Source organism: Methylocystis sp. S23, from assembly GCF_054106005.1.
Genome location: NZ_CM134185.1, coordinates 92,977 through 115,388, shown reverse-complemented (window position 1 = coordinate 115,388; position 22,412 = coordinate 92,977). Strand labels below are relative to the sequence as shown.

The 22,412-nt window shown below is 66.9% G+C and carries 17 protein-coding genes; all 17 read left to right on the top strand.

Features of this window, described 5'->3' with window-relative positions:
* Positions 1-230 precede the first annotated feature (230 nt).
* The 17 genes from rsmH to lpxC all read left to right on the top strand — a co-directional run bounded on the left by rsmH (position 231) and on the right by lpxC (position 22,240).
* Complete coding sequence (rsmH, locus tag ACV7JP_RS00555; RefSeq protein ID WP_457799130.1) at positions 231-1,271, top strand: 16S rRNA (cytosine(1402)-N(4))-methyltransferase RsmH; 1,041 nt, start codon at positions 231-233, stop codon at positions 1,269-1,271.
* Positions 1,271-1,747, top strand: a complete 477-nt coding sequence (gene ftsL, locus ACV7JP_RS00550; protein ID WP_457797342.1) for a cell division protein FtsL — start codon at positions 1,271-1,273, stop codon at positions 1,745-1,747. Before rsmH ends, ftsL begins: the two co-directional genes overlap by 1 nt.
* Before the next feature lie 14 nt (positions 1,748-1,761).
* The gene (locus ACV7JP_RS00545; protein WP_457799129.1) at positions 1,762-3,540 is read left to right on the top strand and encodes a peptidoglycan D,D-transpeptidase FtsI family protein; all 1,779 of its coding nucleotides are present in this window, start codon (positions 1,762-1,764) and stop codon (positions 3,538-3,540) included.
* On the top strand, positions 3,540-4,994 hold the full coding sequence (locus ACV7JP_RS00540; protein WP_457797341.1) for a UDP-N-acetylmuramoyl-L-alanyl-D-glutamate--2,6-diaminopimelate ligase: 1,455 nt from the start codon (positions 3,540-3,542) through the stop codon (positions 4,992-4,994). Before ACV7JP_RS00545 ends, ACV7JP_RS00540 begins: the two co-directional genes overlap by 1 nt.
* Positions 4,991-6,409 (top strand): UDP-N-acetylmuramoylalanyl-D-glutamyl-2,6-diaminopimelate--D-alanyl-D-alanine ligase, encoded by a 1,419-nt coding sequence (locus ACV7JP_RS00535; RefSeq protein WP_457797340.1) that lies wholly within the window; start codon positions 4,991-4,993, stop codon positions 6,407-6,409. Before ACV7JP_RS00540 ends, ACV7JP_RS00535 begins: the two co-directional genes overlap by 4 nt.
* Before the next feature lie 12 nt (positions 6,410-6,421).
* Positions 6,422-7,504 (top strand): phospho-N-acetylmuramoyl-pentapeptide-transferase, encoded by a 1,083-nt coding sequence (gene mraY / locus ACV7JP_RS00530; RefSeq protein ID WP_457797339.1) that lies wholly within the window; start codon positions 6,422-6,424, stop codon positions 7,502-7,504.
* A gap of 2 nt (positions 7,505-7,506) precedes the next feature.
* The gene (murD, locus tag ACV7JP_RS00525) at positions 7,507-8,934 is read left to right on the top strand and encodes a UDP-N-acetylmuramoyl-L-alanine--D-glutamate ligase (RefSeq protein WP_457797338.1); all 1,428 of its coding nucleotides are present in this window, start codon (positions 7,507-7,509) and stop codon (positions 8,932-8,934) included.
* On the top strand, positions 8,931-10,091 hold the full coding sequence (locus tag ACV7JP_RS00520; protein WP_457797337.1) for an FtsW/RodA/SpoVE family cell cycle protein: 1,161 nt from the start codon (positions 8,931-8,933) through the stop codon (positions 10,089-10,091). The genes murD and ACV7JP_RS00520 overlap by 4 nt, the downstream gene beginning before the upstream one ends.
* A 1-nt stretch (position 10,092) precedes the next feature.
* Positions 10,093-11,193 carry an undecaprenyldiphospho-muramoylpentapeptide beta-N-acetylglucosaminyltransferase gene (gene murG, locus ACV7JP_RS00515; protein WP_457797336.1) on the top strand — a complete coding sequence of 367 codons (1,101 nt, stop codon included), beginning with the start codon at positions 10,093-10,095 and terminating at the stop codon, positions 11,191-11,193.
* Between the two features lie 15 nt (positions 11,194-11,208).
* Entirely contained in the window at positions 11,209-12,618 is a 1,410-nt protein-coding gene (gene murC / locus ACV7JP_RS00510; protein WP_457797335.1) for a UDP-N-acetylmuramate--L-alanine ligase, read from the top strand.
* A 226-nt stretch (positions 12,619-12,844) separates the two neighbouring features.
* Entirely contained in the window at positions 12,845-13,765 is a 921-nt protein-coding gene (gene murB / locus ACV7JP_RS00505; protein WP_457797334.1) for a UDP-N-acetylmuramate dehydrogenase, read from the top strand.
* 1 nt (position 13,766) lies between these two features.
* On the top strand, positions 13,767-15,320 hold the full coding sequence (locus ACV7JP_RS00500; protein ID WP_457797333.1) for a hypothetical protein: 1,554 nt from the start codon (positions 13,767-13,769) through the stop codon (positions 15,318-15,320).
* A gap of 422 nt (positions 15,321-15,742) precedes the next feature.
* Entirely contained in the window at positions 15,743-16,666 is a 924-nt protein-coding gene (locus ACV7JP_RS00495) for a D-alanine--D-alanine ligase (RefSeq protein ID WP_457797332.1), read from the top strand.
* Positions 16,663-17,631: a cell division protein FtsQ/DivIB gene (locus ACV7JP_RS00490; protein WP_457797331.1), complete on the top strand. Its 969-nt coding sequence runs from the start codon at positions 16,663-16,665 to the stop codon at positions 17,629-17,631. Before ACV7JP_RS00495 ends, ACV7JP_RS00490 begins: the two co-directional genes overlap by 4 nt.
* Positions 17,632-17,635: 4 nt before the next feature.
* Positions 17,636-18,949 carry a cell division protein FtsA gene (gene ftsA, locus ACV7JP_RS00485; RefSeq protein ID WP_457797330.1) on the top strand — a complete coding sequence of 438 codons (1,314 nt, stop codon included), beginning with the start codon at positions 17,636-17,638 and terminating at the stop codon, positions 18,947-18,949.
* A 157-nt stretch (positions 18,950-19,106) separates the two neighbouring features.
* Positions 19,107-20,810 (top strand): cell division protein FtsZ, encoded by a 1,704-nt coding sequence (ftsZ, locus tag ACV7JP_RS00480; protein WP_457797329.1) that lies wholly within the window; start codon positions 19,107-19,109, stop codon positions 20,808-20,810.
* A 518-nt stretch (positions 20,811-21,328) separates the two neighbouring features.
* On the top strand, positions 21,329-22,240 hold the full coding sequence (gene lpxC, locus ACV7JP_RS00475; protein ID WP_457797328.1) for a UDP-3-O-acyl-N-acetylglucosamine deacetylase: 912 nt from the start codon (positions 21,329-21,331) through the stop codon (positions 22,238-22,240).
* Positions 22,241-22,412 lie beyond the last annotated feature (172 nt).

The following is a 22,412-nucleotide window of genomic DNA, read 5'->3' as shown; positions in this document are numbered from 1 at the left end:
CTGCTCCGGGCTATCAGTAACCCTCCCTTAATACTAACAAAGCTTAATGCTGTTTGGCGCCGGAGGAGGCGCTGCGGCTCCCGCCGCTTCGCCGACGCCTTGAAAAACAAATGACCCGCCAATCGATTTCGCCGCGACGCTCCGTGACCGCGAGCCGGCCTTTCTCGGGCCCGGCGGCGCTTTTCCGGCGCATTCCGGCGCAGGCGCGGGCCAATGCGAGGGCGAGCGTGATGGAGAAGGAGCGCGGCGCGGATCGGTTGCCGGGCGAAGACGGCCCGGCGCGGCATGTGCCCGTGCTGCTGCGCGAGGCGGTCGAGGCGCTGCGTCCGCGCGACGGCGGGCGCTATCTCGACGGCACGTTCGGCGCCGGCGGCTATACGCGCGCCATTCTCGCCGCCGCCGACACGAAGGTTCTGGCGCTCGACCGGGACCCGACGGCGATCGCGGCGGGCGCCGATCTCGTCTCGCAGGCGCGCGGGCGCCTCACATTGGTCGAAGCCCGCTTCTCGCAACTCGAAGAGGTTGCGGCGGCGCAGGGCTTCGTCCCGCTCGACGGCGTCGTCCTCGACATCGGCGTCTCGTCCATGCAGTTCGACGAAATCGAGCGCGGCTTCTCCTTTCGCGGCGACGGCCCGCTCGACATGCGGATGGAGGGCAGGGGCCTTTCCGCCGCCGACATCGTCAATGAGGCGGATGAGGAGACGCTCGCCGACATCTTCTACTTCTACGGCGAGGAGCGCGCCGCGCGCCGCATCGCCCGCGCTATCGTCCATGACCGCAAGCTCGCGCCCTTCACCTCGACCAAGCCGCTCGCCGAGATGATCGCCCGCGTCGCGCCGGGGCGTCCGGGCGATATTCACCCGGCGACGAAGAGCTTTCAGGCGCTGCGCATCGCGGTGAATGACGAGCTCGGCGAGTTGCTCGACGCTCTTTCCGCGGCCGAGCGCGCGCTCGCCGAGGGCGGCCGCCTCGCCGTCGTGACCTTCCATTCGCTCGAAGACCGCATCGTCAAGCAGTTTCTCGCCGAGCGCTCGGGACGCGGCGAGACCGGCTCGCGCCGCCTGCCGGGAGAGGCCGTCCCGCCGCCCGCGAGCTTTATCTGCGAAGGCCGTCAGCCCATCGCGCCGACGCGCGAGGAGACGGAGGCTAATCCGCGCGCCCGCTCGGCCAAGCTGCGCTGCGCGACGCGCATATCGGCGCCGCCTTTGCCGCTCGGCGACAAGCTCACGCGGCTCGCGCGTCTCCCCATTCGCGACAAGGGAAAAGTCTGATGCTCCGGCTTCTCAACATCGTCGCGATCCTCGCGCTCATCGGCTCGGCGGTCTACGCCTATTCGATCAAATATCAGACGGCCTATCGCGCCGAGCAGATCGCCAAGACCAAGATCGAGATCAAGCAGGAGCGCGACGCCATCGCCGTCTTGCGGGCGGATTGGGCCTATATGACGCGCCCCGAGCGCTTACAGCCGCTCGCCGACAAATATCTGCCTGATTTGAAGCCCCTTCAATTGACGCAGCTCGTCTCCGCCACGGCGCTGCCGCAAAAGATGCGCGGCGATTCGATCGGCGCCAAGCTCAGCGAGATCGGCCTGGGCCTCCCCGCGACGCCCGCCGCCGCGTCCGCGACGCCGACCACGCCGAAATCCGACACGCCCAAAGCCAAGGCCGCGACGCCGAAAATCGCGGCGACGGCCAAGGCGCCGGGCGCCAGCCAACAGAGCCAGAGCCGCGAGCAGAAGAAGCCATGACAGAGCGTCAGCACATGCCGGACATGCTCGAAACGCCGCCGGCCCGTCCGGGAAGGAAGCCGTCGAAATATGCGGGCATGATCCGCGCCGCCTTTTCGACGAGCCTCGACTCGAGCGCGCCGCGCATGCGGCTCGCCGCGCTGGGCTTCCTCGCGCTTTACGGCGTCATCTGCGCCAAGCTCGTCTATCTCGGCTTCAAGCCCGAGCCGGCGACGATCCGCCGCGCGGCCGCCGAGGCCGTCTCCGCCTCGCGTCCCGACATTCTCGACCGCAATGGCGAGGTGCTGGCGAGCGACGTGAAGGTCATGTCGGTCTTCGCCGAGCCGCGCCGCCTGATCGACAAGGACGAGGCGACGGAGCTGCTCACCGCCGTTCTGCCCGATGTGGACTCGAAGGAGCTGCGCGAGCGCCTCGGCTCGAAGAAAGGCTTCGTCTGGGTGAAGCGCGAGGTCACGCCGCATCAGCGCGACGAAGTGTTTCATCTCGGCCTGCCGGGCGTCGGCCTCATCGCCGAGAACAAGCGCGTCTATCCCAATGGGCCGATCGGCGCCCATGTGCTCGGCTTCGCCAATATCGACAATCAGGGCATCGCCGGCATCGAGAAATATATTGACGGGCAGGGGCTCGCCGATCTCCACAATCTCGGCTTCGGCGCGACGCCGGACGATCTCCAGCCGATCACGCTCTCGCTCGACATTCGCGCGACGCATGCGCTGCGCGACGAATTGGAGAAGGGCGTCGCGCGCTTCAAGGCCAAGGCCGGCGCCGCCGCGATCCTGGAGGTGAATACGGGCGAGGTGATCGCGCTCGCCTCGCTTCCCGATTACGATCCCAACAAGCCGACCGAGGCGCTCGACCCGATCCATATCAACCGCATGAATGTCGGCGTCTATGAGATGGGCTCGACCTTCAAGGCGCTGACGATCGCGATGGCGCTCGACTCGGGCAAGGTCAATCTCAACTCGCGTCTCGACGCGCGCGGCGCGCTCTCTTTCGGCCGCTTCAAGATTCACGACTATCACGCGCAGAACCGCGCGCTGACCGTGCCGGAGGTCTTCACCTATTCGTCCAATATCGGCACCGCGCGCATGGCGATGGGGCAGGGGGTCGAGAAGCACAAGGTCTTTCTGCGCAAGATGGGCCAGCTCACGCGCATGCGCACCGAATTGCCCGAAAGCGCCGAGCCGCTCTACCCGAAGAACTGGAGCGAGCTGAACACCATGACCATCGCCTTCGGCCACGGCCTCGCGGTCGCGCCCCTGCAGGCGATGATGGCGGTCGGCGCGCTGATGAATGGCGGCTATCTCATGACGCCCACCTTCATCAAGCGCACGCATGAGGAGGCGATGAAGGACGCCGTGCAGGTGATCAAGCCGGAAACCAGCGAGGCCATGCGCTATCTCATGCGCCTCAACGCGGAGATCGGCACGGCGCGGAAGGTCAATATTGACGGCTATTATGTCGGCGGCAAAACCGGCACGGCCGAAAAGGTCATTGGCGGCCATTATTCGAAGACCCGCCTGTTCACGACCTTCATGGCCGTCGCGCCGTCGGACAAGCCGAAATATCTCTTCCTCACCATCATGGACGAGCCGCAGGGCCTGCCCGAGGATGGCGGCCATGCGACGGCGGCCTTCAACGCCGGCTATGTGACGGGCGAGATCATCGAGCGCGCCGGGCCGGTGCTCGGCCTCGCGCCGCGCTTCGAGCCGCCGCACCAGCCCTTCCCGCTCCTCGCCAAGCTCGGTTTCGGCATGGCCAATATTCCCGCCGCCGGAGGTCACGGCCACTGATGCGTCTCTCCGAGCTCCTCGCCAGAAACGATCTCGATCCCGCGCTCGCGGGACTCGAAATCGCCGGCCTGTCCGCCGACAGCCGCGCGATCGGCGAGGGCTTCGCCTTCTTCGCGATTCCCGGCCATGCCGGCGACGGACTGTCTTTCGTCGAGGACGCGCGCGCGAAGGGCGCGGTTGTGGTCATTGCGCAGCGCGAGGCTGACTGCGCCTTGCCGCTCGTCGTCGTTCCCGACGTGCGCTCTTCTGTGGCGCTCGCCGCCGCGCGTTTCTATCCGCGTCAGCCGCAGACGATCGTCGCAGTGACGGGCACGAGCGGCAAGACCTCGGTCGTCGCCTTTCTGCGCCAGATATGGGCGGCGCTCGGCCATGAAGCCGCGTCGCTCGGAACCGTCGGCATTGTCGACTCCAAGGGCGCCCATTACGGCTCGCTCACGACGCCGGGGCCAGTCGAACTCGCGAAGACGCTCGACGAACTCGCCGCGCGCGGGATCACGCATCTTGCGATGGAGGCGTCGTCGCTTGGCGTCGATCAGCGCCGCCTCGACGGCGTGCGCCTCGCCGTCGCGGGCTTCACCAATTTCTCGCGCGACCATCTCGATCACCACCGCGACATGGAAGACTATTTCGCGGCGAAGATGCGGCTCTTCGACACGCTCATGCAGCCCGGCCAGACGGTGGTGATCGACGCGGACAGCGACGTCGCGGCGCGCGTATCGGAAATTTGCGAGGCGCGCGGGTTGAATGTCTTTGGCGTTGGCGCGAAAGGCGAGGCGATCGCGCTGAAGGAAGCGCGCGCCCATGCGTTGGCGACGTCTCTTGCGCTGAGCCACGCCGGCAGGGATTACGCGGTCGAATTGCCGCTCGCCGGCGCCTTCCAGACCTCGAACGCGCTCGTCGCGGCGGGGCTCGCCATCGCCTCCGGCGACGATCCCGCGCGCGTTTTCGGCGCGCTGAACAATCTCAAGGGCGCGCCAGGGCGCCTCGAACTCGTCGGCGCCAGAAACGGCGCCCCGGTCTTCGTCGATTACGCCCACAAGCCCGACGCGCTGGAGAAGGTTCTCGCGACGGTGCGCCCGCTGACCAAGGGGCGCCTCACCGTCGTTTTCGGCTGCGGCGGCGATCGCGACAAGGGCAAGCGTCCGCTGATGGGCGAGATCGCCGCGCGCGCCGCCGACATCGCCATCGTCACCGACGACAATCCGCGCAGCGAGGAGCCCGCGCTGATTCGCGCCGCCATCGTCGCAGGCGCCAAAGGCGCGGGACCGGCGGAAATCATCGAGATCGCCGACCGCGGCAAGGCTATTTCCCGCGCGATTGCCGGACTTCGCGAAGGCGACGCGCTCGTCGTCGCGGGCAAGGGGCATGAGACTGGCCAGATCGTCGGCGATCGCATATTGCCCTTTTCCGATCACGAAGCGGTCGCGAAAGCGCTGCAGGAGCATGGTTCATGAAGCAGGAACCCCTATGGTCGGGGCTGGCGCTCGTCGGCGCCTTGCAGGCGCGCATCAGCGGTTCGCTGGCGCGCGAGGCGACGGGCGTCTCGATCGACACGCGCACGCTGCAGCCGGGCGATCTCTTCGTCGCCATCAAGGGCGAGGCCCGCGACGGCCATGAATTCGTGCGCGCCGCTTTCGAGAAGGGCGCCGCCGCCGCCGTCATTGACGAAGCCCATGCGCAAGGGCTCGCCGGCGCCGGGCCGCTCTTCGTCGTGAAGGACGTGCAGCGCTCGCTCGAATTTTTGGGCATGCGCGCGCGCGACCGCACCGGCGCCTTCATCGCCGCCGTCACCGGCTCGGTCGGCAAGACCTCGACCAAGGACATGACGCGGCTGATGCTGTCGCGTTTCGGCGACACGCACGCCTCGGCGGCTTCCTACAATAATCACTGGGGCGTGCCGCTGACGCTTGCGCGCATGCCGGCTTCCTCGCGCTACGGCGTCTTCGAGCTCGGCATGAATCACGTCGGCGAGATCGCCGGCCTCGTCGCGCAGGTGCGCCCGCATGTCGCCGTGGTGACGAAAGTCGCGGCCGTGCATCTCGAACATTTCGATTCCATCGAAGCGATCGCCGACGCCAAGGCCGAGATTTTCTCCGGCCTTGAAGGCGGCGTCGCGATCGTCAATCGCGACGACGAATATTATCAGCGCCTCGCGGACGCGGCGGGCGCCTATGCCGGCCATATTCTCGATTTCGGCGAGACGGAAGGCGCGCAGGCGCGGCTTCTGTCCTACAAGCAGATCGACGCGGGCGCGGAGGTCGAGGCCGACATTCTCGGCCGGCGCCTCGCCTATCGCATCGGCGCGCCGGGCAAGCATATCGCGCTGAATTCGCTCGCCGCGCTGCTCATCGCGGTCGCTTTCGATCTCGATCTCGACAAGGCCGCCGCGGCCCTCGCCGAATTCGCGCCGCCCCCGGGCCGCGGACAGCGCGAGACGCTTGCGGCCGCCACGGGCGATTTCACGCTGATCGACGAGAGCTACAACGCCAATCCCACCTCGATGCGCGCGGCGCTCGATCTGCTGGGCGCGACGGCGCCGGGCGCGGGCGGGAGGCGCATCGCCGTGCTTGGCGATATGCTGGAGCTCGGGCCGCAAGGCGCGGAGCTTCATGCCGATCTTGCGGGCGATCTCCTGCGCAATAATGTCGACCTGCTCTTCACGGCGGGCCCGCTAATGCAGCGCCTCTATTACGCCGCGCCGGAGGCGATGCGCGCCGCGCATCGCGCCACGGCGCTCGAGCTGGAAGAAGCCGCGCTCGCCGCAATTCGGTCAGGCGACGTCGTCATGGTCAAAGGCTCGAACGGGTCGCGCATGTCGCGGATCGTCGCGGCGACAAGAGCGAAATTCGCGCCCGATAAGTTGAGCTGAGGAAGTTAGACGATGCTGACCCTGCTTGCGGACCTTTCCTATCTCTACAGTCCGCTCAACATTTTCCGCTATATCACCTTCCGCGCGGCCATGGCCGCGGCGACGGCGCTGTTCTTCGTCTTCTTCTTCGGCCCGAACATCATTTCGGCGCTGCGCATCAAGCAGGGCAAGGGGCAGCCCATTCGCGAGGACGGGCCGCAATCGCATCTCATCACGAAGAAGGGCACGCCTACAATGGGCGGCCTGATGATCCTGTCCGGCCTTATCGCGGCGACGCTGCTCTGGGCCAATCTGCGCAATTATTATGTCTGGATCGTGCTCTTCGTCACGGCGTCCTTCGGCGCCATCGGCTTCTATGACGACTATCTGAAGGTCACGAAGCAGTCTCACGCCGGCTTCTCCGGCAAGGCGCGTCTCCTGCTGGAGTTCGTCGTCGCAGGTCTCGCCTGCTATTTCCTGATGAAGGTCGGCGGCGAGAACATGTCGAAGCTCGCCATACCGATGGTCAAGGGCTATATCGGCTCGCTCGGCGCCTTCTTCATCGTCTTCGGCGCCTTCGTCATCGTCGCGGCGGGCAATTGCGTCAATCTCACGGACGGTCTCGACGGCCTCGCCATCGTGCCGTCGATGATCGCGGTGGGGACCTTCGCGATCTTCGCCTATCTCGTCGGCAATTCGATTTTCTCGAACTATCTCGGCGTCAATTACGTCGCGGGCGTCGGCGAATTGACCATCGTCTGCTCCGCCTTCATCGGCGCGGGGCTGGGCTTCCTGTGGTTCAACGCGCCGCCCGCGCAGATCTTCATGGGCGATACGGGTTCGCTCGCGCTTGGCGGCCTGCTCGGCACGGTCGCCGTCGCGGTGAAGCAGGAATTCGTGCTCGCCATCGTCGGCGGCCTCTTCGTGCTCGAGGGCGCGTCGGTCATCATTCAGGTCGCCTATTTCAAGGCGACCGGCAAGCGCATCTTCCTGATGGCGCCGATCCATCACCATTTCGAGCAGAAGGGCTGGAAGGAGCCGCAGATCGTCATCCGCTTCTGGATCATCGCCTTCGTTCTGGCGCTCACGGGTCTTGCGACCCTCAAGCTGAGGTGACGATGACTCCGGTTACCACCTTCAAGGGCAAGCGCGTCGCGCTTTTTGGCCTCGGCGGCTCGGGCCTCTCCACCGCCAAGGCGTTGATGGCCGGCGGCGCGCAGGTGCACGCCTGGGACGACGGTGAAGCCGGGCGCCTCAAGGCCGTCGCCAATGGCGTGCCGCTCGACGACCTCTCCCAGGCCGACTGGTCGCGCTTTTCGGCGCTCGTGCTTTCTCCGGGCGTGCCGCTGACGCATCCCGAGCCGCATTGGACGGTGACGCTCGCTCAAGCGATGGACGTCGAGATCATCGGCGACATCGAGCTGTTTTGCCGCGAGCGCGCGGCCCATGCCGGCGGCGCGCCTTTCATCGCCGTCACGGGCACCAATGGCAAATCGACGACGACGGCGCTCATCGCGCATATTCTGCGCGAGGCGGGCCGCGACGTGCAGCTCGGCGGCAATATCGGCGTGCCGATCCTCGATCTCGAGCCGCCGTCGGACGAGCGCATTCACGTCATCGAATGCTCCTCCTTCCAGATCGATCTCACGCCGTCGCTGAAGCCGACCATTGGCATTCTGATCAATCTCACGCCCGACCATATCGACCGTCACGGGACGATGGAGAATTACGCGGCCGTGAAGGAGCGGCTCGTCGCGGGCGCGGAGGTCGCGCTTATCGGCGTCGACGATACCCATACCCATGCGATCGGCGCGCGGCTTTCCGCCGATCCGCGCGAGGGTCAGCGCGTCGCGCCCGTTTCAGCCGTCCGCCCGCTCGAATGGGGCTTCTATGTCGAGAATGGCGACATCTATTTCCGCGAGCGGGAGCATCCGCCGGAAGAAGCGGAACTGCTCGCCTCGCTGAAGAACGCCCGCGCATTGCGCGGGGCGCATAATGCGCAGAACGCCGCCTTCGCCGCCGCCGCCGCCTGGGAATGCGGGCTGGAAGACGAGGAAATCGCGGCGGGCGTTGCGAGCTATCCGGGCCTTCCGCATCGCATGGAGGAGGTCGGCCGCATCGAGCGGGCGCTCTTCGTCAACGACTCCAAGGCGACCAACGCCGACGCGGCGGAAAAGGCGCTGGCGAGCTTTACCGACATCTACTGGATCATCGGCGGCAAGGCGAAGGAGGGCGGCATCGAGCCGCTGCGGCCTTACTTTTCGCGAATCCGCAAGGCCTATCTCATCGGCGCCGCGAGCGACGATTTCGCGCGCACGCTGCAAGGCGCGCTGCCTTACGAGCGTTGCGAGACGCTCGACGTCGCGACGACGAAGGCCGCTTTCGACGCGCTCGACGGCGATGCGCAAGAGCCGATCGTTCTGCTTTCGCCGGCCTGCGCCTCCTACGATCAATTCGCGAATTTCGAGGCGCGCGGCGACGCCTTTCGCGGCCTCGTCAATGGACTGCCCGCCGTCATCGCCGCCCGCAGAGGAGAGCACCCATGATTTCGCGCGCCGAGCGAACCGCATTTTCGGATTGGGCGTGGACGATCGATCGCTGGCTCCTCGCCGGCATCGGGCTTCTCATTGTCGCCGGCCTGGTCTTCGCCATGGCGGGCAGCCCGCCCGTCGCCGAGCGGCTGCATCTGCCGACCTTTCATTTCGTCAACCGCCAGGTGGCCTATCTGCTGCCGGCGCTCGCGGTGATGATCGGAGCCTCCTTTCTGTCGCCGCGCCATGTGCGCCGCGTTGCGCTCGTCATCTTCGTCCTCTCGCTCGCGCTCGTCATCGCGACCTTGTTCTTCGGGCAGGAAGTGAAGGGCGCCAAGCGCTGGATCTTCGGCATTCAGCCCTCCGAATTCCTCAAGCCCGCCTTCGTCGTCGTCGTCGCCTGGGCCTTTTCCGAAGGCGCGCGGCGCAAGGACGTGCCGGGCAACTGGATCGCCCTGCTGCTCTTTCCGCTCGCTGTGGGGCCGCTGGTTCTGCAGCCCGATTTCGGCCAGACCATGCTGATCTCGATCGTCTGGGGCGCGCTCTTCTTCATGGCGGGTCTGCATGTGATCTGGGTGATCGGCCTTGGCGGCGTCGCCGTGCTCGCGGCGCTGCTCGCCTATAAATTCGTGCCGCATGTCCATGCGCGCATCGAGGCCTTTCTCGAGCCGCCGCCGCCCGTCGCCGGCGTGCCGTCGAACTTCCAGTCCGAGACGGCGCTCGAAAGCTTCATCGCCGGCTCCTGGTTCGGCAAGGGCCCCGGCGAAGGCACGGTGAAGCGCATTTTGCCGGACTCCCACACTGACTTCATCTTCGCCGTCATCGGCGAGGAGTTCGGCGTGATCGTCTGCGTCGCGCTCGCGCTCGTCTTCGCCTTCATTGTCGTGCGCGGCCTGTTGTCGGCGGCGCGCAACGAAGACCCCTTCTGCCGCTTCGCGACGGCGGGCCTCGTCATGCTCTTCGGCCTGCAGAGCTGCATCAACATGGCCGTGAACGTGCATCTCATGCCGGCGAAAGGCATGACGCTGCCTTTCGTCTCCTATGGCGGCTCGTCGCTCATCTCGCTGTCGCTCGGCATGGGCTTCCTGCTCGCCGTCACGCGCAAGCGCCCGCGCACCCGCGTTCTCACGCAGGTCGCGGCGAGCGGCGAAGCCATTCCCGCGGCGGCGTGACATGAACGATCGACCCATCCTTCTCGCCGCCGGCGGCACGGGCGGCCATCTCTTCCCGGCCGAGGCGCTCGCTCACGCGCTCGGCGCGCGCGGCGTTCCGGTGGAACTCGTCACCGACGAGCGCGCGCTCGCCTATGGCGGCAATTTCCCGGCGCGCGCCATGCATTGCATTCCCGCCGCGACGCCGCGCGGCGGCTCCTTCGTCGCCAAGGCGCAGGCGGTGGCGCGTCTTGCTTACGGAACGGCGCAGGCCGCGAAGGTCTTCCGCCATTTGCAGCCGCGCGCGGTGATCGGCTTCGGCGGCTATCCCACCGTGCCGCCTATGCTCGCCGCCGCATTTCTCAAAATCCCGACCGTGCTGCATGAGTCGAACGCCATTATGGGGAAGGCGAACCGCTTCCTCTCCGGCCATGTCGACAGGATCGCGGCGGGCCTGCCCAATCTGCGCGCGCCGCCGCCTTTGCAAAGCAAGATCCTCTTCACGGGCAATCCCGTGCGGCCGGCCGTGCTGGAGGCGGCGAAGCTTCCTTATCCTGATTTCGCGGACGGCGCCTTCCGCCTGCTCGTCACCGGCGGCTCGCAGGGCGCGCGCGTGATGGCGGACATCGCGCCCGAGGCGATCGCCGCATTGCCGAACGATCTGCGTTCGCGCATCCGTCTCGTGCAGCAGACGCGATCCGAAGACATTCCGCGTGTCGAGGCGATCTATCAGGGCGCCGGCGTCAATGTCGAAATCGCGCCCTTTTTTAGGGATCTTCCGCTGCGCATCGCGCAGGCGCATTTCGTTATCTCACGCTCCGGCGCCTCGACGGTTTCGGAGCTTGCCGTCATCGGCCGCCCGGCGCTCTTCGTGCCGCTGCCGCATTCGCTCGATGGCGACCAGGCGGCGAACGCCGCTTTCATCGAGCAGGCGGGCGCGGCGGAGACGGTGAAGCAGAGCGACTTCACGCCGGCCTTCCTGACCAACCGTCTCGTGGAGTTGATCGGCGCGCCCGAGGCGCTGGCGCGACGCGCCGAGGCGGCGAAGCGCGTCGGCGTCGCCGACGCCGCCGAGCGGCTCGCCGATCTTATATTGAGCGTGGCGCAAGGCCGCGCTTCCTGAGGGAGACTTTCCAGGATGAAACTGCCGCGCGATCTCGGCCCCATTCACTTCGTCGGCATTGGCGGCATCGGCATGTCGGGCATCGCCGAGGTGCTGCTCAATCTCGGCTACACGGTGCAGGGCTCCGACGCCGCCGAGAACGCCAACGTCAAACGTCTTTCCGAGAAAGGCGCGACGGTCTTTGTCGGCCATGACGCCAAGAATCTCGGCGAGGCGGCGGTGGTCGTCGTCTCGACCGCGATTAAGCGCGACAATCCGGAGCTCGTCGCCGCGCGCGAGAAGCGCCTGCCGGTCGTGCGGCGCGCGGAGATGCTCGCGGAGCTGATGCGCCTCAAGCAATGCGTCGCCATCGCCGGCACCCACGGCAAGACGACGACAACCTCGCTCGTCGCGACGCTGCTTGACGCCGGCGGGCTCGATCCGACGGTCATCAATGGCGGCATCATCAACGCCTATGGCACTAATGCGCGTCTCGGCGCCGGCGAATGGATGGTGGTCGAGGCGGATGAAAGCGACGGCACCTTCTTGAAGCTTCCCGCCGACGTCGCCATCGTGACCAATATCGATCCCGAGCATCTCGATCACTTCCACACCTTCGACGCCATCAAGGAAGCCTTCCGCAATTTCATCGAGAATCTGCCCTTCTACGGTTTCGCGGTGATGTGCCTCGATCATCCGACCGTGCAGGAGCTCGTCGGCAAGATCGAGGATCGCCGCGTCATCACCTATGGCGAGAACCCGCAGGCCGACGTGCGGCTGCTCGACGTGAATCTCGACGGCGGCGTGTCGCGCTTCAATGTGCTGCTGCGCGACCGCAAGACGTCGCAGGCGACCTATCTCGAAAATCTGCTTCTGCCGATGCCCGGCCATCACAATGCGCTGAACGCGACGGCGGCGATCACCGTCGCCTATCAGCTCGGGCTGTCGCCGGACCAGATCCGCAAGGCCCTCTCCGGCTTTGGCGGCGTCAAGCGCCGCTTCACGCGCACGGGCGAGTGGAACGGCGTGCAGGTCTTTGACGATTACGGCCATCATCCGGTGGAGATCGGCGCCGTGCTGCGCGCGGCGCGCGCCTCGACCAAGGGCAAGGTCGTCGCCGTGATGCAGCCGCATCGCTATACCCGCCTGCAATCGCTCTTCGACGGCTTTTCGACCTGCTTCAACGACGCGGACGTCGTGATCGTCGCCGACGTCTATCCTGCGGGCGAGCAGCCGATCGAGGGCGTCGATCGCGACGCGCTGGTCAACGCCATCCGCGCGCATGGCCATCGCCGCGCCGTCGGCCTGCCGTCGCCTGAAGTGCTGCCGGCCATGGTGCGCGAGATCGCCGCGCCGGGCGATTATGTCGTATGCCTCGGCGCCGGCAACATCACGCAATGGGCCTATACGCTGCCGGAGCAGTTGGCGGCCGGCGGGCAGGGGTGAGGACGACTCTCATGCTCGTCAAGCCGGCGATTGCGGCCTCGCCCCTCGCCCTAACCCTCTCCCCGCTTTCGCGGGGAGAGGGAATGAGCCCGCCTCCTGTGCGGCAAGCTCTCTGGGAACGGGCCAACTCTCACTCCCGTCATTGCGAGCGCAGCGAAGCAATCCAGAGTCTCATCACGGCCCTGGATTGCTTCGCTTCGCTCGCAATGACGGCGGAGACGCTTGAATGACCTTCCCCGACCTCATCCCCGGCCTCAAGGAGCTCATGCCCGAGCTGCGCGGCAAGCTCTCGGGAAACGAGCCGCTCGCGCCTTACACATGGTTTCGCGTCGGCGGGCCGGCGCAGCTTCTATTCATGCCGGCGGACGAGGCGGACCTCGCTTATTTCCTTGCGCGGTTGCCGAAGGAAATTCCCGTCACCGTCGTCGGCCTCGGCTCCAATCTCATCGTGCGCGACGGCGGCGTGGGGGGCGTGGTCATTCGTCTCTCGGCGAAGGGCTTTGGCGAGATCGCGGTGGAGGACGATTGCCGATTGCGCGTCGGCGCCGCCGTCCCCGACGTGAAGGCCGCGCGCGCGGCCGCCGACGCCGGGATCGACGGTCTTTCCTTCTTTCGCGGCATTCCCGGCGCCATTGGCGGCGCGCTGCGCATGAACGCCGGCGCGCATGGCGGCGAGACGAAGGATGCGCTGATCGAAGCGCGCGGCGTCGACCGCGCGGGCAATGTGCGCGTCTTCTCCAACGCCGATATGGGCTATACGTATCGCCACTGCTCGGCGCCGGAGGACGTCATCTTCACCAGCGCGCTTTTTCAGGGCCGGCCCGGCGACCGCGAGGCGATCCTCGCCGAGATGGATCGCATCACTCAGGCGCGCGAGGCCTCGCAGCCGATCAAGGAAAAGACCGGCGGCTCGACCTTCAAGAATCCGGACGGCCACAAGGCCTGGCAATTGATCGACGCGGCCGGCTGTCGCGGCCTCGTCGTCGGCGACGCGCAGGTGAGCGAGATGCACTGCAATTTCCTTATCAATCGCGGCGGCGCCACGGCGGCGGACATCGAGAATCTGGGCGAGGAAGTGCGCCGCCGCGTCAAGGAACGGAGCGGCGTCGAGCTGCATTGGGAAATCAAACGGATTGGCGAGCCCTGACATGAGCGCCCTGACGTCGCGCGATTTTGCGGAACGCCGGCCCGCGCGGCTGGCGGCCTCTCTCGCCAGCCCTTTCACGACGCTGGCGCTGATCCTGATCGCAATCGGCCAGCAGGTTGCAGGTCATCTCAATTGCGACGTGTCATGGTTCATCACCTTCGCCGAGAAGTTTCTTGACGGCGCCGTCCCCTATGTCGACGTCACGGACCCCAATCCGCCCGCGGCCTTCCTCGTCATGGCGCCGGCGGCGCTGCTTGCGCGCGCCTATCATGTCGCGGTCGAGCCGATCGTCGGCTTCCTCGTCTTTCTCTTCGGCATTCTGTCGATCGCCCTGAGCGTCGTCATCTTCCGTTTTGGCGCGCCGCGCTCGCGCGAGGATTGGGGACTCATCCTCAACGCTTCCGTCTTCACGCTGCTGGTCGCTCCGGCTCTGATCTTCGCCGAGCGCGAACACATTGCGCTGCTCGCGCTCTCGCCCATGCTCGCGACGCTCGCCGCCTCGGCGGAGGGCGGGCGCGTTCCGCGCGCATTGCGTATCGTCGCGGGGCTCGGCGCGGGGCTTGCGGTCTGCTTCAAGCCCTTCTTCGCGCTCGCCGTCATGCTGCCCGCGCTGGCGCTTGCTTTGCGCGAACGCTCGCCGCGCCTGCTGCTCACCATCGAACTGGCGACGACGGCCGGGCTTTGCGGCGTCTATGCGATGGCGACCTTCGTTTTCTTTCCGGCCTATGCGCAATATGCGCTGCCGGTGATCGCCGACGTCTATCAGCCTGCGCGCGACACGCTCGCAAATCTTGCGCTCTTCACGCTCGCGCCCTTCAATGTCGCGCTGCTCGCGGCGCTCTTCGTCGTGTCGGCGAAGGGCTTCGCCCACCCGCCGGTCGCGCCGGGCTTCGTGGCGCCGGCCGCCGCGCGCGTCTGCGCTTTCGCCTCCATCGGCTTTCTCGTCAGCTTCTTCTTGCAGGGCAAGGGCTGGAGCAACCATGCCTATCCAGGCATTATGCTCGCGCTGCTCGCCTGGTGCTTCTTCGCGCTCGACGGCCATCCGCGCGCCCGCGCCGCAAGGGAAGGGCGGCTGTTCAAATTCGTATTCCTGCCCGCGCTCGCCGCCGCGCCCTTCCTGTTCGGCGCCCTCAAGGTCCTGACCGATATCGAGGAGCATCCCGGTCTGCGCGCCGAAATCGCGCGCGTCGCCCCGGAGCATCCTCGCGTGATCGCGATGGCGCGCCAGCTTGATTACGGGCATCCCGTGACGCGCCAGCTCGAAGGGATATGGGTTGGTCGTCCCAATGCGCTCTGGACGGCGAGCCTCGCGGCCTATCTTCTGCGCGACACGCAGGACCCCGCCCGGCGCGCCCGCCTCGAAGACTATCGGCGCCGCGATCTCGCGGGCTTCGTCGCGGACGTTCGCGCCGGCAAGCCGGACGTCATCATCGTCGAGGACGGGGATACGCGCGAATGGGTCCTGAAGCAGCCCGAAAGCGCGGCCGCGCTCGACGGCTATGACAAAGCCGGCGAAGCCGGGGAAATCGAAATCTGGACCCGCAAGGCTCGGTGAAGGGGAAAAATGTGAAATCGGACCGTCATTGCGAGCGAAGCGAAGCAATTCAGAGCAATGATAACGACCTCTGGATTGCTTCGTCGCTTCGCTCCTCGCAAGGACGGCGGAACAACCTTGCGGCTGGCGGCTTGCTTCAATCAAATTGCCAGGTTTTTGGACCCCCACCCCGACCCTCCCCCTTTCAGGGGGAGGGGGCAAAAACGCGCCATTCCCCTCCCCTGGAAGGGGGAGGGTTAGACGATCTCGCCCAGGCGGGTTTGCCGTCGCCCTCGATCGTCAGGCCGTCAAGGTCGCAAATATCGAACCCGCGCGCATTCTCCGGCGCGCGGGCCGGCTGAATTCCAAGCGGGCCGCCGTCATTTTTGGCGCGGTCAAATCCTTCATCGGGCGCTAAAGCCCTGTCAAAGAATGGGCCGAACATGACTAAACACATCGCCGTTCTCATGGGCGGGCTCTCTTCGGAGCGAGAAATCTCACTGCGCTCCGGCGAAGCCAGCGCCAAGGCGCTCGAAGGCGAAGGCTACCGCGTTACGCGCGTCGACGTCGGCCCTGACGTCGCTCAGCTTCTCTCGGCTTTGAAGCCGGACGTCGCCTTCAACGCGCTGCACGGCAAGTTCGGCGAGGACGGGTGCATACAGGGCGTCCTGGAGATTTTGCGCATTCCCTATACGCATTCCGGCGTGCTTGCGTCCTCGCTTGCGATGAAGAAAGACATCGCCAAGAGCGTAATGGCTGCGGCCGGAATCCCCGTGCCGGGCGGCCGTGTCGTTCATCGGCTGGAGGCGGCGGAGAGGCACGTGCTTGAGCCGCCATATGTGTTGAAGCCGGTCAGCGAAGGGTCCTCCTTTGGCGTTTTCATCGTCAAGGACGGACGCTCTCATCCGCCTCAGGAACTCCTGCGGGCCGACTGGTCCTATGGCGACTTCATGCTCGCCGAACCTTTCATCGCCGGGCGGGAGCTCACTTGCGCGGTGGTGGGCGACCGCGCCTTGGACGTGATCGAGATTCTCCCCGTATCGGAGGATTTCTACGGTTACGATGCGAAATACGCCGCCGGCGGCTCGAAACACGTTCTTCCTGCAAATCTTAAAGAGAATATTTACCAAGAGGTTCAACATTTAGCCATCGAGGCTCACAGAGCGCTCGGCTGTCGCGGCGTCAGTCGCGCCGACTTCCGATACGACGATCGGCCCGACGGAACGGGCGAGCTCGTCGTTCTGGAGGTGAACACGCAGCCGGGCGCGACGGAGACCTCGCTCGTGCCAGAAATGGCGGCTTACGCAGGTTTTTCGTTCGGCGAGCTAGTCAGATGGATGGTGGAAGACGCGTCCTGCGATCGTTGAGGGAGTCGGTTTCGACTGCCCTTCCGCTTGTTCATTTCCCCGTCGCAGAGCCTCAAGCCGCCGTCGCCGGCGCGCCCTTCGCCGGCGCGGCGCCGGTTAACCCTAACGTTTCGCGGCCTGCGCCGCGCCGGCGCGTCGAGGAGACGACGAAGCTCGCGAGCCTCGCCTTCCTCGGCAAGCCAGGCGTCGGCCTCGTCGCCCTCATCCTGCTCTTCGGCGGCGTCGGTTTCGCCGGGCTCGTCCAGAATGGCGGCTATGACCGGATCGTCGCGAGCGAAGGCCAGCCCTGGGACATCGCCGCCCGCGCGATCGGCTTCGATATTTCGGCGGTGACGATCGCCGGCCAGTCCCGCCTCACGGAAAGGGAGCTGCTCGACGCCTCCGGAGTCGGCCCGAAGAATTCGCTGCCCTTCCTTGACGCCAACGCCGTGCGCGAGCGCCTCATGGCCGTTCCGCTCGTCAAATCGGCGCGGGTGATGAAGCTCTATCCCAATCGCCTCGTCGTCGCGATCGAGGAGCGACAGCCCCACGCGCTGTGGCAGCGCGAGGGCCGCGTGTCGGTCATCTCCGAGGACGGCGTCGCGATCGACGAATTGCGCGACGAGCGCTATCTCGGCCTGCCCTTCGTCGTCGGCGAGGGCGCGCAGAAGCGCCTGCCGGAGTTCCTGCAGCTTCTAAAGGGCATGGAAGACCTCGCGCAGCGGGTGAAAGCGGGCGTGATGGTCGCCGGCCGTCGCTGGGACATCGAGATGACGAATGGAGTCGTCGTGAAACTGCCGGAAGAAAATCCCGGCCCGGCGGTTGAGACGCTGAAACGCCTTCAGCGCGAGGCGCGCATCCTCGACAAGGACGTGATGTCCGTCGATCTGCGCGCCTCCGACCGCGCCACCGTGCGCCTGACCGAGGAAGCCGCGGCCGCGCGCGAGGCGGGGCAGTCTCGCAAGACCAAGAAGACGGGTGGGTAGAGTAATGAAGTCTCAGCTTGTTCCGCCGCGTTTGAAGCCTCTTTCGCCGCGCCGCTCCACGACGCTCGCGGTTCTCGACGTCGGCACGTCCAAGATCGCCTGCCTCATCGCGCGCCTCACCCCGGCGGGCGAGGTCGCGCCCGGCGACTGGCGCACCCATCGCATTCGCGTGCTGGGCATCGGCCATCAGCGCTCGCTCGGCGTGAAGCACGGGCTCGTCATCGACATGGACGAGGCCGAGCGCGCCATCCGGCACACGGTCGACGCCGCCGAGCGCATGGCCGGCCTGCAGGTCGACCAGGTCGTCGTCACCGCGTCGGGCGGCCGTCTCGCTTCCGAGCACTTCGCCGCCAAGCGGGCCATTGGCGGCCGCGAGGTCGCCGAGGCCGACATTCATCGCGTGCTGGAAGCCTCGGCCGCGCATCATCTCCATCGCGGCCGCGTCGCCGTGCATTCGCTGCCCACGGGCTTCTCGCTCGACGGCGTCAACGGCATTCGCGAACCCAAGGACATGATCGGCGACGAGCTCGGCGTCGATCTGCATGTCGCGACCTGCGATCAGGCGGCCGCCCGCAATCTGATCCTCGCGGCGGAGCGCGGCCATCTCGGCGTCGCGGGCATGGCCGCGACCCCCTATGCGGCGGGCCTCTCCGTGCTGGAGCCCGACGAAGCGGAGATGGGCGTCATCGTCGTCGACATGGGCGCCGGCTCGACCTCGCTCGCGGTCTTCTCGCGCGGCGAGATGGCGCATCTCGACGCCGTGACGCTCGGCGGCAATCACGTCACCATGGACATCGCCCGCGGCCTCGATGCGCGCCTCGCCGACGCTGAGCGCCTGAAGACGTTTCACGGCTCGGCGATCTCCTCATCCTCGGACGAGCGCGAGACGGTCTCCTTCGATCATGTCGGCGAGCGCGGCCATCACAAGGCGCATGCGCCGAAATCGCATCTCGTGCGCATCATTCGTCCGCGCGTCGAGGAGACGTTCGAATTCCTGCGCGACCGGCTGGCGCGCGCCGGCTATCCGGCGAGCCCGAGCCGCCGCATCGTTCTCACGGGCGGCGCGAGCCAGCTCACCGGCGCGGCGGAATGCGCGCATCGCATTCTCGGCGGCCAGGTCCGCGTCGGCCGTCCGATCGGCGTCGAAGGCCTTCCCGATCCCGCGCGCAGCCCCGCCTTCGCGGCGGCGGCGGGATTGCTCGTCTATCCGCAGGTCGCGGGGCGCGAATATTTCGAGCCTCATCGGGCGGGGCGGGCGGCGACGGGAACCGACGGCTACATGACGCGAGTGGGTAGATGGTTAAGGGAAAGCTTCTAGAATCGGGAGCAAGTGATTCTCTCAACCGAGGCGATCCGGCCGGCAAAAGGCGGGCCTCACGACGAAATAGCCGAGGACGACGCGTTCGGCGACGGGGCGTCCAAGGATTGGGACAACCGACGCCGATGAGCAGTGTAGATTTCGAGAGGCCTGGCACATGACGATCAATCTGAAAGCTCCCGAGCTGAGGGAATTGAAGCCCCGCATCATGGTGTGCGGCGTGGGCGGCGGCGGCTGCAACGCCGTCAACAACATGATCGCGTCGGGCCTTTCCGGCGTCGATTTTCTGGTCGCCAACACCGACGCCCAGGCGCTGGCCTCGTCTCCCGCCGAGCGCGTCATCCAGATGGGCCTGCAGGTGACCGAGGGTCTCGGCGCCGGCGCCCAGCCGGAGGTCGGCCGCGCCGCCGCCGAGGAGGCGCGCGAAGAAATTCGCGAGCATCTGCAGGGCGCGCATATGTGCTTCGTCACCGCCGGCATGGGCGGCGGCACGGGCACGGGCGCCGCGCCGGTCATCGCGCAGATCGCGCGCGAGATGGGCATCCTCACTGTCGGCGTCGTCACCAAGCCCTTCCATTTCGAGGGGCAGCGCCGCCTGCGCATCGCGGAGTCCGGCATTGGCGAGCTCCAGAAATGCGTCGACACGCTGATCGTCATCCCGAACCAGAACCTCTTCCGCATCGCAACGGAGAAGACGACCTTCGCCGACGCCTTCGCCATGGCGGACCAGGTGCTCTATTCGGGCGTCGCCTCGGTCACCGACCTCATGGTCAAGGAAGGCCTCATCAATCTCGACTTCGCCGACGTGCGCTCGATCATGCGCGGCATGGGCAAGGCGATGATGGGCACGGGCGAGGCGACCGGCGAGCGCCGCGCCAATCTCGCGGCGGAAGCCGCGATCGCCAATCCGCTGCTCGACGAAGTGTCGATGAAGGGCGCGCGCGGCCTGCTGATCTCGATCACGGGCGGCCACGACCTCACCCTCTACGAAGTCGACGAGGCGGCGAGCCGCATCCGTCAGGAGGTGGACGAGGACGCCAACATCATCCTCGGCGCCACCTTCGATTCCTCGCTCGAAGGCGTGATCCGCGTGTCGGTCGTCGCGACCGGCATCGACCTCGCCTCGATCACCGCCGACGATCCGACGAGCCAGGCCCGCATGGCCGAGGCCGCCGAGCGCATGCGCGCCCAGATGCAGCAGTCGAAGCCGCAGCAAACGGCGCCGATCGCCGAGCCGACGGCGCAGATCTACGCGATGCCCGAGCGCGCGCCCGCGCCGGTCTATCAGCCTGAGATCCGCGAAGCGGCTCCGGCCCCGGTCTATTACGCCGAGCCGGCTCCGGTCGCGCCGCAGATGACCACGAACGGCGTCTATCTGGAGCCGGTCGCCGCGCGTCCGACCTATGCCGAGCCGATGCCCGAGCCCGCCCCGCGCATGGTCGCGGAGCCCGCCCCGGCGCCTTACGTGCCGCCGGCTCCGGAGCTGCCGCGCGCGCCGCGCATGCCCTCGATCGAGGACTTCCCGAAGCCGGTTCAGGATCAGCTTCGCCAGCATCGCGCCGAGGCGGCTCACGACCCGCGCCGCAAGTCGATCTTCGAGCGCCTGGCTTCTTTCGGCGCGAGCCGCCAGGAGGAAGCCTTGCAGGGCGCCGCCGCCCCGGCTCCGACGCCGCCGCGCGTCCCGCAGCCTTCGCCGGCGCATGCCGAATATGGCAAGCGCCCCGCCGCCGCTCCGGCTCCCCAGCCGGCGCCGTCCCATGCGGCGCTCGACCCGCATGGCCGCCGTGCGCCGCAGCCGCGCCCGGTGGAAGAGGACCATCTGGAGATTCCGGCCTTCCTGCGCCGGCAGTCGAACCATTAAGGTCCAGTCGGACAGCCGCGACGAGGGCCCGTTTTCAGCGGGCCTCCGACCGCTGATAGAATCGCGTTGACGCCCCTCATGCTTCGAGACGCCTGCTGCGCAGGCTCCTCAGCATGAGGGATTTCTATATCTGCGCCGAATAGTTAGGCCTCATGCTGAGGAGCGAGCGACGCCCCATGCTTCGAGACGCCTGCTGTTCAGGCTTCCTCGGCAATGAGTTTCTGATTCTGCGCCAAATAGTTAGGCCTCATCCTGAGGAGCGAGCGAAGCTCGCGTCTCGAAGGACGAGGCCGCCCTTGGAGGTTTGTCGGCAAACCGAGGCCCGTCTCGCGCAGGCTTTTGTTTGTACGGCGCTTTAGCCTTTGTAACAAACTGTAAGAAACCGTTACTGGAGCCTGACCGGCCATTTGGAATAGGATATGCTCTAACTGGCTCAAGCTCGGGCTTTTTCAAGCCTTCGCCGGGAGGATCGCCTTATTCGCCCGAAGTCCCGCGCCCTAGACGCTCAAAGGGCAAGAGTGGCTCAACTGGCCGCGATTTTGAAATTCGAGACCGCCGCGCAGACCACGCTGGCGCGCCGGGCGACGTTGTCCGGGTTTGGCGTCCATGGCGGCAAGCCCGCGCGGCTGACCCTGGCGCCGGCGCCCGCCGGTTCCGGCGTCGTTTTCAATGTCGCGGGCGTGGACCTCGCCGCCGATTGGCGGGTCGTGGACGCTACGCAATTGCGCACCCGGCTCGCGGCCGACGGCGCGAGCGTCTCGACGGTCGAGCACCTTCTGGCGGCGCTCGCCGGTCTCGGCGTCGATAACGCCCTTATCGAGGTCGAGGGCGGCGAAATCCCGGCCATGGACGGCTCGGCCGAGGCCTTCGTCGCCGCGATCGACGAGGCGGGCATTGTCCCGCTCTCCGCGCCGCGCGCTTTTCTCCGCGTCGTCGCGCCGGTGCGGGTCTCCGACGGCGCGGGCTGGGCGGAGCTGACGCCCGCCAAATCGGGCTTGCGGCTTGACGTCGAGATCGCCTTCGGCGGACGCATCGGCCGCCAGCGCCGGACCCTCGACGTCTCCCCGGACGCCTTCCGCCGCGAACTCGCCTGCGCGCGCAGCTTCGGCTTTTTGCGCGACGCCGAGCGCCTGTGGCGCGCCGGATTTGCGCTCGGCGCGTCGCTCGACAATACGGTGGTGCTGGACGGCGACGCCGTCCTCAATCCGCAAGGGCTGCGCTACGCTGATGAATTCGTCCGCCACAAAATGCTGGACGTCGTCGGCGACCTCGCGCTCGCCGGCGCGCCGATCATCGGCGCGTTCCGTTCCTATCGTGGGGGGCATGCGCTCAATCTGGCGCTGATCCGGGCGGCGATGCGGGAGGGGGCGTTCGCGGCGCTCTCGGCCCAGTCGCCCGCCGAGGCGCAGGCCTTTCAGACCTCGCCATAATCTCGCCAGAAGGAAGTCTTTCTTTACCGGCCATTGTCCATCGCCGCGCGCCGCCGGCGCCGCGATGACGCGGGTCGGCCGTCCAGCGCGCCGGCTCCGCGAGCGGCGGGATTGGCGAGGAGCGCGCGGCGAAGAAGGCGGAGGCCGGTTTTTCGCGAGACGCGCGCTTTTT

What these genes read in the sequence shown, in the direction of transcription:
- ACV7JP_RS00535 (WP_457797340.1), top strand. Translation starts at nt 4,991, where the DNA reads ATGAAGCAGGAACCCCTATGGTCGGGGCTGGCGCTCGTCGGCGCCTTG.
- ftsL (WP_457797342.1), top strand. Translation starts at nt 1,271, where the DNA reads ATGCTCCGGCTTCTCAACATCGTCGCGATCCTCGCGCTCATCGGCTCG.
- rsmH (WP_457799130.1), top strand. Translation starts at nt 231, where the DNA reads ATGGAGAAGGAGCGCGGCGCGGATCGGTTGCCGGGCGAAGACGGCCCG.
- murD (WP_457797338.1), top strand. Translation starts at nt 7,507, where the DNA reads ATGACTCCGGTTACCACCTTCAAGGGCAAGCGCGTCGCGCTTTTTGGC.
- ftsZ (WP_457797329.1), top strand. Translation starts at nt 19,107, where the DNA reads ATGACGATCAATCTGAAAGCTCCCGAGCTGAGGGAATTGAAGCCCCGC.
- ACV7JP_RS00540 (WP_457797341.1), top strand. Translation starts at nt 3,540, where the DNA reads ATGCGTCTCTCCGAGCTCCTCGCCAGAAACGATCTCGATCCCGCGCTC.
- ACV7JP_RS00495 (WP_457797332.1), top strand. Translation starts at nt 15,743, where the DNA reads ATGACTAAACACATCGCCGTTCTCATGGGCGGGCTCTCTTCGGAGCGA.
- ACV7JP_RS00500 (WP_457797333.1), top strand. Translation starts at nt 13,767, where the DNA reads ATGAGCGCCCTGACGTCGCGCGATTTTGCGGAACGCCGGCCCGCGCGG.
- murG (WP_457797336.1), top strand. Translation starts at nt 10,093, where the DNA reads ATGAACGATCGACCCATCCTTCTCGCCGCCGGCGGCACGGGCGGCCAT.
- ACV7JP_RS00545 (WP_457799129.1), top strand. Translation starts at nt 1,762, where the DNA reads ATGCCGGACATGCTCGAAACGCCGCCGGCCCGTCCGGGAAGGAAGCCG.
- ACV7JP_RS00520 (WP_457797337.1), top strand. Translation starts at nt 8,931, where the DNA reads ATGATTTCGCGCGCCGAGCGAACCGCATTTTCGGATTGGGCGTGGACG.
- ftsA (WP_457797330.1), top strand. Translation starts at nt 17,636, where the DNA reads ATGAAGTCTCAGCTTGTTCCGCCGCGTTTGAAGCCTCTTTCGCCGCGC.
- murC (WP_457797335.1), top strand. Translation starts at nt 11,209, where the DNA reads ATGAAACTGCCGCGCGATCTCGGCCCCATTCACTTCGTCGGCATTGGC.
- mraY (WP_457797339.1), top strand. Translation starts at nt 6,422, where the DNA reads ATGCTGACCCTGCTTGCGGACCTTTCCTATCTCTACAGTCCGCTCAAC.
- murB (WP_457797334.1), top strand. Translation starts at nt 12,845, where the DNA reads ATGACCTTCCCCGACCTCATCCCCGGCCTCAAGGAGCTCATGCCCGAG.